We start from the raw sequence: 12,351 nt of genomic DNA on the forward strand, positions 1-12,351 counted from the left end.
ACTCAAAAACAGCCCTATCTCTCTCAAAACCGATAGGGCTGTTTTTTTATGCCCTAGTTCTAAAATTTTCAGCGAACTTTAATTTGCATATGAAAGTTAGTTAGTGTAATTTAGACACTAAGTATCTACACTAAATTCCAACATTATTTACTTTTTTGGATTAGTTATTATCAGTAAATTATACTTCACAATTGACTGACTATCAAATTTATGCATAAAAATTCATTGTACAACCCAGCTTTTGAACATGATGCCTGCGGAATAGGCACGATCGTAAATATAAATGGAAATAAAGAATTCCAACTGATTCAGGATGCGCTGGATATGTTGGAAAACATGGAGCATCGAGGCGGAACTGGCGCTGATAAGCAAACCGGTGATGGTGCCGGAATCATGTTGCAAATAGATGAACATTTCATTAAATGGACATCTGAAGACGCAGGTATTTCTTTTGAAAAAAATAAGCCAGCAGGAACAGGTATTTTCTTCTTTCCTAAAATGAGTAAAGTAGCAGATGAATGTAAAGCTGTACTTGATGAATATGCTCAAGAATTAGGCTTAAAAATACTGGGTTATAGAGCTATTCCCGTTAATGAGAAAGTACCCGGCTCGGGTGCTAAACCCGTTGAACCTTTAATAGAGCAAGTCTTTATTCAGGCTGAAAAAGACTTGGCCATCGATGAATTAGAACGTAAATTATTTGTACTAAGAAATTACAGTACACACTTTATTGGTCATAACGTACAAGGAAATAATAAAGCATTTTATGTTTGTAGTCTTTCCACCAATACGGTGATTTACAAAGGTCAGTTGAGAACCAATCAATTGCGTGAATATTTTGACGACTTAAGAGACGAGCGTTTCAAATCTGCCTTTGCTATTATTCATTCTCGTTTTTCTACCAACACTTTCCCTAACTGGAAATTAGCTCAGCCTTTTCGATTTATAGCGCACAATGGAGAGATCAACACCATCAGAGGTAATGTGACTAAAATGAAATCGAAGGAAGCCAACTTCAATTCTAAGGTATTCTCTCAAGATGAATTAAATAAACTATTGCCGGTCACCAATCCGGAACATTCAGATTCCGCTAACCTGGATGGAATAGTAGAAATGTTAGTATTGGATGGTCGTCCATTGGAGCATGTTTTGATGATGCTAGTGCCTGAAGCATGGCAAGACAATAGCATGATGGACAAAGACCGGAAAGCATTTTATAAATATCATGCTTCCATTATGGAGCCATGGGATGGTCCGGCAGCATTGATTTTTACTGATGGTAAAAAAGTAGGTGCCACATTAGATAGAAATGGTTTGCGTCCTTCCAGATTTTGCATCACCAAAAGCGGTCGTCTGATTGTTTCTTCAGAAGCAGGTGCTTTACCTGTAGCTTCCGATGATGTGATTCAGAAAGGAAGATTGCAGCCCGGAAAAATGCTAATGGCAGATATCGAGCAGCAAAAGGTTTTGTTCGATGAAGAAATCAAGCAAGGCGTTACAGCTAATAAATCATATCAAGATTGGATTTTAGCGCATAGAGTAAAATTAAGTAACTTACCAGCTCCTGAAATTAAGGTTGAACAACTTTCAGGTAATATCCTTTTAAGAAAACAAAAAGCTTATGGGTATACCTCTGAGGAACTAAAAGTTATTTTGGCCGATATGGCAGTTCGAGCTACGGAACCCATCGGTTCTATGGGAGCGGATACTCCATTGGCAATCTTAAGCAAGCAAAGTCAGCATATAGCCAATTATTTCAAACAGCTTTTTGCTCAGGTAAGTAACCCACCCATCGACCCTATTCGCGAGCGAATGGTGATGTCACTTTTCACAAGAGTGGGCGAAAGTTTAAATATTTTGGAGGAAACTCCAGCTCATGCCAAGCAAGTGCATATTTCACAACCCGTTTTGCTGGATTCGGATATTGCTAAGTTTATGTATCTGAAAGATATAGGTTTTGGATATGAAATTATCGATTGTATCTTTAAAGCCGATGGAGCACCCGGAAGATTGGAAGAAGGCTTAAATAACATTTGTGCAAAAGCAGAAGAAGCTGCCAACAATGGAAAAGTGGTCTTAATTCTTTCTGATAAAGCTATAGATGAAAATCATGCTCCTATTCCTTCTTTAATGTCAACCGGAGCGGTGCATCAGCATTTGGTGAAACTCAATTTAAGAACGAAAACTGGTTTAATAATAGAAGCTGGAGATGTTAGGGAAACCCATCATTTTGCAACTATCATCGGTTATGGCGCAAGTGCCATCAACCCATATTTGGCTATTAAATCCATTGAAGATTTACATGATAAAGACCTTCTAGGAAAAGATATCACTAAAAAAGAAGCTGTTGCGAATTATCAAACAGCTATCGGTTACGGATTATTGAAAATATTATCCAAAATGGGGATCAGTACTTTGCAATCATATCAAAGTGCTCAAATATTTGAAGCATTAGGACTGCATTCTACTGTAATTGAAAAATGTTTTACCGGAACCATTTCCAGAATTGAAGGAATAGATTTTGACGGTTTGGGAAGAGAAGTTTTAGTGAGACATCTGCAAGCTTTCCCTAAAAATGAGCAAGTCAGAAAAGGCCTAGAAGTAGGGGGCGTTTACCAATGGAAATTAAGAGGAGAAAAACACCTTTTCAATCCGGAAACAATTCATTTACTCCAGCATTCTACTAAGACCGCAAATTTCTCTTTATATAAAAAATACGCCTCTAAAATTAATGATCAGGTAAAAGACACACTGACTTTAAGAGGGCTTTTCGATTTCAAAAAGCGAGTGCCTATTTCTTTATCAGAGGTAGAGCCAGCTGAGAATATTATGAAAAGATTTGCCACAGGTGCGATGTCATTTGGTTCAATTTCCCATGAGGCTCATTCTACTTTGGCTATAGCCATGAACAGAATTGGCGCTAAAAGTAATAGTGGAGAAGGAGGCGAAGATGAAGTACGATTTGAAGTAAAACCTAATGGAGATTGGGAACGATCAGCTATCAAGCAAGTCGCTTCCGGTAGATTTGGTGTTACCAGCTATTATCTGACGAATGCCGATGAATTACAAATCAAGATGGCACAAGGAGCTAAGCCTGGAGAAGGGGGTCAGCTACCGGGACATAAAGTAGATGAATGGATTGGAAGGGTCAGACATTCCACTCCGGGAGTAGGATTAATTTCCCCTCCTCCACATCACGATATTTATTCTATTGAAGATTTAGCTCAGCTAATTTTCGATTTGAAAAATGCCAATCGAGCAGCGAGGATAAATGTAAAACTAGTCTCTCAGGCAGGAGTTGGGACAGTAGCAGCTGGAGTTTCAAAAGCCAATGCAGATGTGGTCTTAATATCCGGAGCGGATGGCGGAACTGGTGCATCACCACTGAGTTCAATTCGACATGCAGGATTGCCTTGGGAATTAGGCTTAGCAGAAGCGCATCAAACTTTGGTGAAAAATAATTTGAGAAGTCGAATTACGGTTCAAACTGATGGACAAATGCGAACCGGACGAGATTTGGCTATTGCAACACTTCTAGGTGCCGAAGAATGGGGAATATCCACCGCAGCCCTGGTGGTGGAAGGTTGTATCATGATGAGAAAATGTCATACTAATACCTGTCCGGTAGGAGTTGCTACTCAAAATCCAGAATTAAGAAAATTATTTACTGGAGAGCCTGAGCATGTCGTGAATTTCTTCAAATTCTTAACGGAGGATTTGAGAGAAATCATGGCTCAACTTGGTTTTAGAACAATTGAGGAAATGGTTGGTCACTCAGAAGTACTGAAAGTTAGAAATGATGTGCCTTTCTGGAAATTGAAGGATCTGGATTTAAGCCCAATTCTTTATCAGGAAAACATACCCGAGCAAGTAGGAGTTTTCAAACAAATCGAGCAAGAGCATGAATTGGAAGAAGTGCTGGATTGGAAATTACTGGAAACAGCCCAAGAAGCAATGGAAAATCAAAAGCCTGTAAGGCATACTTTCCCTATTCGAAATATCGATAGAGCAGTTGGGGCTATTTTATCCAATGAAATCAGTAAAAAATATAAAGGAGACGGACTTCCAGAAGATACCATCCGATATAAATTTGAAGGCTCTGCAGGTCAGAGTTTCGGTGCCTTTCTAGCGAAAGGAGTCACTTTTGAAATAGAAGGTGAATCCAATGATTACTACGGAAAAGGACTTTCGGGAGGAAAACTCATCATCTATCCACCGAAGAATTCTGATTTTGAGGCCTCTGAGAATATCATCATCGGTAATGTTGCCTTTTACGGAGCTACTTCTGGTTATGCCTATATCAATGGAATGGCTGGCGAACGCTTTGGAGTGAGGAATTCCGGTGTCAGTACAGTGGTAGAAGGTGTTGGAGACCATGCCTGTGAATATATGACAGGCGGAAGAGTAGTAGTATTGGGAGAAACCGGTAAAAACTTTGCTGCCGGAATGAGTGGCGGTATTGCTTATGTACTGGATGAAAAGAAGGCCTTTAAAGATAATTGCAACCAAGCTATGGTAAGCTTGGAAAGCCCTAGCGAAGATGATGTGGAAGAATTAAAAACACTGATTAGTTATCACGCTCAGGCCACAGACAGTCCAAAAGCGAAAAAAATACTCGCTAATTTCCAGGATTATTTACCACAATTCATCAAGGTAATTCCTTATGATTTCAAACGCATACTGGAAGCTAGAAAAGCTGAGGCACAGAAAGAGAACGAAAAAATTGTAGCATAAAATGGGACAACAAGACGGATTTTTAAAATTTGATAGGGAGTTGCCCGATAGCAGATCCCCAAAAAAGAGAGTAGAAGATTTCAAGGAAATATATCAGCCTTTTCCTGAAGTGAAAACCAAAAAGCAGGCAGCAAGATGTATGGACTGTGGAATCCCATTTTGTCATTCTGGTTGTCCGCTAGGCAATATTATTCCTGAATTTAATGATGCGGTTTACAGAGAAAAATGGGAAGAAGCAGCTGATATATTATATTCAACCAATAATTTCCCTGAATTTACGGGGAGGATTTGTCCCGCTCCATGTGAGGCAAGCTGTGTATTGGGCATCAATAAGCCGGCAGTAGCTATAGAGCATATCGAAAAAACGATAGCAGAAAAGGCTTATGAACTGGGTTATATGAAAGCTAATCCACCCAAAGAGCGTACAGGAAAAAAAATAGCTGTTATAGGTTCCGGTCCTGCTGGCCTAGCGGCTGCCGACCAACTGAATAAAGCTGGACATTGGGTAACCGTTTTTGAAAGAGAATCCAGAATTGGGGGCTTATTACGTTACGGAATTCCAGATTTCAAACTCGAAAAACAATATGTAGAGCGCAGAATTAACATTATGGATGAGGAAGGCGTTCGATTCAAAGTGAATGCGGAAGTTGGGAAAAACATCAATCCTGATATGCTGAAAGATGACTTTGATTCCATCGTGATTTGCACTGGCTCTACAGTTCCCAGAGACTTGCCTATCCCCGGAAGGGAATTTAAAGGCATTCAATATGCCATGGATTTCTTAACCATGCAAAATAAAGAAGTAGCTGGCGATTCCATTGAAGATAAAATTTCGGCTGAAGGAAAACATGTAGTAGTCATTGGTGGAGGTGATACAGGTTCAGATTGTATAGGTACCTCCCACCGACAGAATGCAAGCTCGGTAATGCAGTTAGAATTAATGCCTAAACCCCAAGAAACTAGAGGCGAAAGCGACCCGTGGCCATTATGGCCCATGACTTTACGAACCTCTTCTTCCCATGAAGAAGGAGGAGAAAGAAAATGGGGCGTATTGACAAAAGAATTTAAAGGGAATGATAAAGGCGAGTTAAGCCATATCACATTAGTAGATATTGAATGGGTAAATCAAGGCGGAAGTCAAATTATGCAAGAAATTCAAGGCACGGAAAGAGATGTGCCTTGTGAGCTGGCCTTACTGGCCATTGGGTTTTCCCATCCGGAGAATCACTTATTACAAAGCTTAGGAGTTCATAAAACACAAACTGGAACAGTGGCGGCCAACGATTACAAAACAAATGTGGATAATATATTTACCGCTGGCGATGCCAGAAGAGGACAATCACTAGTAGTTTGGGCCATTTCCGAAGGAAGAGAAGCAGCAAGGGAAGTGGATGAATTTTTAATGGGTAAAAGCGAGCTTCCGGCTAAGGATGATTCCTTCTATAATGTGGCAGAATTAGGGTAAATTTAATTAATAATAACTTTTCCAAAGTTGAGAACTTTGGAAAAGTTATTTCTTAGAAAGCGGTTTAAATTATTTCTATTCAGCAAGTGCTTCTTCTATGGCATCTATAAATTTTTGCTTCTGAATATTATATTCTTCCTGATCCATTAACCTTTTGATAAGCGTTTTTTCCTCCGATATTGTGAATCGCATTTTAAAGGGTATACTGCAGATTTAGTATTAACCTCACTTGTAAACCCGTGCTAAAAATCTCATTTTCTTATAATTCAATTCGACTTCCTGAACTTCATATCTAAACGTCAAATCAAAACTTATTCTCATTTCCATGGTTTAATCAATGGAAAATAAATTAGACATGACACAGTATGCAATAGTTGAACATCAAAAACCTATCGTTACGGTTACTTTTACTGGTGAGAAAGGTACAGATGAAAACTTTCAACAGTATTTAGCAGATTTAGAAAGTAGCTATGATGACAGGCAATCTTTGGCGATAATATTTGATGCAAGTAAAGCCACTATTCCTTCATTAGCACATCAGAAGAAGCAAGCTTTATGGATTAGCCAACATTGGAAAACAATTCAAACTTACTGCAAAGGCACTGCTTATATCATTCCACATTTTGCCATAAGAGCAGTTTTAAAAACAATTTTTTCATTTCAAAATCAAGCGGGTTTAGCTAGATAAAACTGTTTGATTCAATTCTAACAATTTTAATTGGCGTAATCTACAATTTTAGTATTTAGGAATTGGGATATTTTATTCACCTTGTTTTCGACTTTTTCTTTATTTTTATGCTCATATAGTAATAAAGACTCGCCATTATCAAATTTTAAAAATGCTTTATACATATGACTCCTGATAATAGAGCTCTGATTGGCTCTGCCATATAATTTCTGGCTGACTTTAATTCTTTTAATAAATATCTTTTCCACATTTTTTAAAGGCTCCCACTTGCCATTCTTTATAAAAAAGAAAGCATTATAATCCCGAAATTGATCGTTCTTAAATTCAATTCCCGAATAAGCAGATACTATTAATACCCCTAGCAAAATAAAAATAATACTTACCCAAATATTGAGGCCTAAAAGGAATATCCCTGAAAATAGAAATACGTATCCCAACACTTGAAAGAGAAAAGGGAATAAAAGTCCATTTTTTATATTTAAATAGGGTTGTTCGCTCATATTATAGTGAAGTTTGCTTCTAATTTAATGAAAAAGGTTGAAAGCCCTCTTTTTATTCCAGCCAGCTGGCGGGGGAAATGCATAGAACATATTTTAGATCAAATTATGTTAGAATTTGCTGGCTTAAAAAAATACTTTTATACTTATGTCAGACTTTTCCAAAGTCTGATATTAATAACTAAGCTTATGAAAAAATCCCTAGCTACATAATGTCACTCCTAACGGAGCTTTGGACGAGTCATACTAAAATGTTACCATAATTTTACCCCTATGGGGCAAAAGTTTGCTATCAAAGCCCTTCTTTGAATACAATATTCTTGTAAACTACTTTTTGTTTTTTACTTTAATATTGGTTGCAGATTGATACAAAGTTCCAGCGGAACGATATTATGGTAAGCCAGCTTAAGCACACCCCCAGCCCCGTTAGGGGTGACATTATTGTGAGAAGGATAGATTTTATACTAAATACTGTAGATATAGCAGCTCTGGAATCAAATCACTTGTATTTTGATACAACAAAAAAACATTAGTCTTTACCTTGTCTATACCTTATTAAAAACCCTGATATAAATCATTCTTTTCATTGGTTTTGCTCAAGCAATACTTATCTAATGAATAGTAAATTTGCAATCGCAAAACAAAAGGAAATATGAACAATTCATTAAAAATAGTATCAGCCGAAGAAGCTGTTTCAAACGTAAAATCAGGCGATAGGGTATTTATTCAGGGAGCAGCCATGACACCGGTCACTTTGATTGATGCTCTTGCTAACAGACATCAATCATTAGAAAATGTAGAAGTCATGCATTTGCATACGGAAGGCAGAGCTGCTTATACAGAAAAACCTTATTATAAATCATTTAAAATTAATAGTGCTTTTGTAGGCGGAAATGTGAGAAAGGCTATCCAAGCCGGTAGAGGAGATTATATTCCGATATTTTTGAGTGAGGTACATTGGCTATTTAGAAGAAATATTTTGCCGTTGGATGTGGCTTTTATCCAAGTTTCCACACCAGACCATCATGGCTATTGTTCATTAGGTGTTTCGGTGGATGTAACAATACCGGCTATTCAAACTGCCAAATTAGTGATTGCCCAAATTAATCCCAATGTTCCAAGAACTCATGGTGATGGAATCATTCACATTAGTCAAGTAGACTATGCAATTGAAGTCGATCAACCTATTCACGGACATGAAATCCCAGTAGCTTCCGAAATTGAGCTGAAAATTGGTGCACATGTTGCAGGTTTAGTGGAAGATGGCGCTACCCTTCAAATGGGAATTGGGGCTATCCCAAATGCGGCTTTACAAAATCTGGGAAACCATAAAAACTTAGGCATACATACTGAAATGTTTTCAGATGGTATTTTACCATTAGTGGAAAGTGGTGTGATCAATGGAAGTAAAAAAGAAGTGAAGACTGGTAAGCTGGTGACTTGCTTTGCTGTAGGCTCTAAAAAATTATATGACTTTATGGATGATAATCCTTTGGTACATATGAAAGAGGCTGCCTATACCAATGATACGGCCATCATCAGGAAAAACCCTAAGGTAACGGCTATTAACTCTGCCATAGAAATTGATTTAACAGGCCAGGTATGTGCTGATACGATAGGAAAAATGCAGTTTTCAGGAGTGGGTGGACAAATGGACTTTATTCGTGGAGCCTCTTTATCGGAAGGTGGAAAAGCAATTATAGCCATGCCGGCTGCCACTAAAAAAGGGGTAAGCAAAATTGTTCCTTATTTACAGGAAGGAGCTGGAGTTACGACTACCAGAGCTCACGTTCATTATGTTGTGACTGAATATGGTGTGGTGGATTTATACGGTAAGAACTTAACGCAAAGAGCAAAGGCATTAATTTCGATTGCGCATCCTGATGCCAGAGAGGAATTGGAAAGAGCAGCTTTTGAAAGATTTAACAAACATTAAAGCTTTTAAACCACGAAGATTCGCTAAGATTTTCACAAAGGACAAAAAGAGAAAGCCTATGGCTTTCATTCTTCTTTGTGAAGCTTAGTGAATACTTTGAGCCACTCAGTGGTTAAAATAAATGTAGCCTTGGCTACTTATGGGTTAACATCTAAGATTTTCACAAAGAACATAGAGGAAAAGCCTTACTGAGGAATACGGGACAATTAGGTTTTCATTATTCTTCGTGAAACTTAGTGAAATCTTTGCGTCACTCTGTGGTTAAAGTAATGGTAGCCTTGGCTACCTTTTGTTTTGAAGTGGAGTAAAGGGAGGGAATGTTTACTGAAAAATAATCTTTTGACTTTTTCCTGGCCTTGGTATTAATATTTTATTTCGAAAAATAAATCTTATTATTGCAGAAAATTTAGTTTCAAAATTATTAAACTGAATTTTTTTCCTTTGCGTGAATCACCTCAATCCTTTGGCTTGTCTGACCGAGGGTGTTTATCTTCCCTTGGCTTATGCTACCCAAACCACTTATCCATGTACTTGATTCCATTATCTTCTGTCAGCCAGATTCTGATGAAAACTATTCTAAATTCTAGCGTATATTACTTTTATAGTTGAAATAAGATCTGTTCTGCCTAAAAAACTTTACTTTTAAAATCTTCATAAACAGATAAAATTCCCTCTTCTACTTCAATTTTATAATTCCACCCTAAATTAGTTAGCTTATCAACATTCATTAGTTTTCTTGGAGTACCGTCTGGCTTAGAATCATCCCAATCAAGTTTACCAAAATATCCAACAATTTTCTTAATCAATTCGGCCAATTCTTTAATTGAGATATCAATACCTGTTCCAATATTAACAAACCCCTTTTCATTAAAATTATTCATTAAGAAATAACATGCATCTGCAAGGTCATCTACATGTAAAAACTCTCTTTTGGGAGAGCCAGTCCCCCATAGTTGCACCGCTTCTGTATTGCTTAATTTACCTTCATGAAATTTTCTGATTAATGCAGGTAGCACATGGGAAGTTTCTAAATCATAATTATCATTAGGACCATATAAATTTGTAGGCATAGCAGAAATAAAATTGCAACCGTATTGATCTCTATATGCGTCACACATTTTTATTCCCGCTATTTTTGCAATGGCATAAGGCTCATTTGTTGGTTCAAGCTTTCCCGTCAACAAATATTCTTCTTTTAATGGTTGCGGTGCTAATTTAGGGTAAATACAAGATGAGCCTAGAAAAAGTAATTTAGTAACATCATTCAAGTAGCTTTGATGAATTACGTTATTCTGTATCAACAAATTATCGTATAAAAATTCCGCTCTATATTTATTATTGGCTAAAATTCCACCCACTTTAGCTGCTGCTAAAAAAACATATTCGGGTTTCTCTTTATCAAAAAAATCAGCAACGGCTAGCTGATCCCTTAGATCTAATTCTTTTGAAGTTTTAGTTATAATTTTTTGAAAGCCTTCCTTTTGTAATTTCCGATGAATGGCAGAACCCACCATCCCTCTATGTCCGGCAATATATATTTTCGAATCTTTATTCATGATATTTATTGACTTTATGCCCTCCTTCTAGTAATAGCATATCTCTTTTGAATAATTCCAAATCAGATTTCATCATATCTTTAACCAAAGAGTCTAAGTCATGCTTAGGTTCCCAACCCAGTTTTTGTTTTGATTTAGTTGGATCTCCTAAAAGGAAATCTACTTCTGTTGGCCTGTAATATTTAGGGTCAATTTTTAAAACGACACTCCCCTCTTTTAATTTAAATTCCGTGTTTCTACATTTCTTGACTACCGCTATTTCATCTACTCCTTCGCCTCTAAACTCCAACTCAATACCTACATAATCAAAGGCTTTAATAACGAAATCTCTAACGGAGGTAGTCACTCCGGTAGCTATCACATAGTCTTCCGCAAGGTCTTGTTGTAGTATTCTCCACATGGCCTCCACATAATCTTCCGCGTGTCCCCAATCTCTTTTAGCATCTATATTGCCCAGGTAAAAAGTTTCTTGCAGTCCTAAAGCAATTCTTGAAACCGCTCTGGTGATTTTTCTTGTAACAAAAGTCTCGCCCCTAAGCGGAGATTCGTGATTAAACAGAATTCCATTGCAAGCAAACATATTATAAGCCTCTCTATAATTCACAGTAATCCAATAACCGTAAATTTTGGCTACCGCATATGGAGACCTGGGGTAGAAAGGAGTATTTTCTGATTGAGGGGTCTCCTGAACTAATCCATATAATTCTGAAGATGATGCTTGGTATATCCTTGTTTTATTTTGCAAACCTAAAAGCCTTACTGCTTCTAAAATTCTTAAAACACCCATTCCATCTACATTTGCAACATATTCGGGCGTCTCAAAACTAACTTTAACATGGGACATGGCTCCCAAGTTATATATTTCGTCAGGCTGAACCTCTTGAATAATTCGGGTAATATTCATGCTATCTGTTAGATCTCCATAATGCAATATAAACCTAAGTTCTTTTTCGTGAGGATCCTGATATAAATGGTCAATTCTATCAGTATTGAAAAGGGAACTTCTTCGTTTGATTCCATGTACTTCATAGCCTTTTTTCAATAATAATTCTGCTAGATAAGCTCCGTCTTGACCAGTAATTCCTGTAATTAATGCTTTTTTCATATTTATATATATCTAATCATTAGGGTTCTCTTGAAAAATAGAAAAGTCTTTTTTGAGATTTTAGAAAGTAGCCTTTTTTTCTCGAAAGCCTAAGGCTTTAAATTATCTCGCTAAAGCGAGTTTTTTCACGCAAAGGCGCGAAGACGCAACGTTAATAATGAAGTTGAATGTTAGAATATTCTCTGTAGCTTGCCCTTAATCTTTAATTTGCTTTTAACCTGAGTTCGACTCTAATTTGTAAATTCAGATTTTCATATAATTCAATAGACAAGGCGTCTTTGAGAAGATATAGCGGGCTATATCGAGGGAAGATAACGCAGTATATTGGATTATATGGAAAAGCTTTTCCTATCCCACCTCTAAACAGCGA

General features: G+C 37.3%; 7 protein-coding genes. 4 read left to right on the forward strand and 3 right to left on the reverse strand.

Translation table 11 applies throughout. The annotated features are described in order from the left end of the window. Positions 1-210 precede the first annotated feature (210 nt). The 3 genes from gltB to Q0L29_RS04915 all read left to right on the forward strand — a co-directional run bounded on the left by gltB (position 211) and on the right by Q0L29_RS04915 (position 6,887). The gene (gene gltB / locus Q0L29_RS04905; RefSeq protein ID WP_296619562.1) at positions 211-4,734 is read left to right on the forward strand and encodes a glutamate synthase large subunit; all 4,524 of its coding nucleotides are present in this window, start codon (positions 211-213) and stop codon (positions 4,732-4,734) included. A 1-nt stretch (position 4,735) separates the two neighbouring features. Next, positions 4,736-6,199 (forward strand): glutamate synthase subunit beta, encoded by a 1,464-nt coding sequence (locus Q0L29_RS04910; RefSeq protein ID WP_296619564.1) that lies wholly within the window; start codon positions 4,736-4,738, stop codon positions 6,197-6,199. Positions 6,200-6,536: 337 nt separating this feature from the next. Further along, positions 6,537-6,887 (forward strand): STAS/SEC14 domain-containing protein, encoded by a 351-nt coding sequence (locus Q0L29_RS04915; protein ID WP_296619566.1) that lies wholly within the window; start codon positions 6,537-6,539, stop codon positions 6,885-6,887. A 26-nt stretch (positions 6,888-6,913) separates the two neighbouring features. Here Q0L29_RS04915 and Q0L29_RS04920 read toward each other — a convergent pair whose 3' ends face one another. Beyond that, positions 6,914-7,387: a hypothetical protein gene (locus Q0L29_RS04920; RefSeq protein ID WP_296619567.1), complete on the reverse strand. Its 474-nt coding sequence runs from the start codon at positions 7,385-7,387 to the stop codon at positions 6,914-6,916. Positions 7,388-8,036: 649 nt separating this feature from the next. Between Q0L29_RS04920 and Q0L29_RS04925 the strand changes: the two genes are divergently transcribed. Continuing rightward, positions 8,037-9,320, forward strand: coding sequence for an acetyl-CoA hydrolase/transferase C-terminal domain-containing protein (locus Q0L29_RS04925; RefSeq protein ID WP_296619569.1), 1,284 nt, complete (start codon positions 8,037-8,039; stop codon positions 9,318-9,320). A 626-nt stretch (positions 9,321-9,946) separates the two neighbouring features. On the opposite strand, the gene Q0L29_RS04930 is transcribed toward Q0L29_RS04925, so the two are convergent. After that, positions 9,947-10,876 carry a GDP-L-fucose synthase gene (locus tag Q0L29_RS04930; RefSeq protein WP_296619571.1) on the reverse strand — a complete coding sequence of 310 codons (930 nt, stop codon included), beginning with the start codon at positions 10,874-10,876 and terminating at the stop codon, positions 9,947-9,949. Beyond that, positions 10,869-11,981 carry a GDP-mannose 4,6-dehydratase gene (gene gmd / locus Q0L29_RS04935; RefSeq protein ID WP_296619573.1) on the reverse strand — a complete coding sequence of 371 codons (1,113 nt, stop codon included), beginning with the start codon at positions 11,979-11,981 and terminating at the stop codon, positions 10,869-10,871. The genes Q0L29_RS04930 and gmd overlap by 8 nt, the downstream gene beginning before the upstream one ends. Positions 11,982-12,351 lie beyond the last annotated feature (370 nt).

The sequence above is a fragment of the Marivirga sp. genome, assembly GCF_024636815.1.
GTDB lineage: Bacteria > Bacteroidota > Bacteroidia > Cytophagales > Cyclobacteriaceae > Marivirga.

Bases quoted from the DNA above. Each gene is read 5' to 3' on its own strand.
- gltB (WP_296619562.1), top strand. From the start codon at position 211: ATGCATAAAAATTCATTGTACAACCCAGCTTTTGAACATGATGCCTGC.
- Q0L29_RS04930 (WP_296619571.1), bottom strand. From the start codon at position 10,876: ATGAATAAAGATTCGAAAATATATATTGCCGGACATAGAGGGATGGTG.
- gmd (WP_296619573.1), bottom strand. From the start codon at position 11,981: ATGAAAAAAGCATTAATTACAGGAATTACTGGTCAAGACGGAGCTTAT.
- Q0L29_RS04925 (WP_296619569.1), top strand. From the start codon at position 8,037: ATGAACAATTCATTAAAAATAGTATCAGCCGAAGAAGCTGTTTCAAAC.
- Q0L29_RS04920 (WP_296619567.1), bottom strand. From the start codon at position 7,387: ATGAGCGAACAACCCTATTTAAATATAAAAAATGGACTTTTATTCCCT.
- Q0L29_RS04910 (WP_296619564.1), top strand. From the start codon at position 4,736: ATGGGACAACAAGACGGATTTTTAAAATTTGATAGGGAGTTGCCCGAT.
- Q0L29_RS04915 (WP_296619566.1), top strand. From the start codon at position 6,537: ATGGAAAATAAATTAGACATGACACAGTATGCAATAGTTGAACATCAA.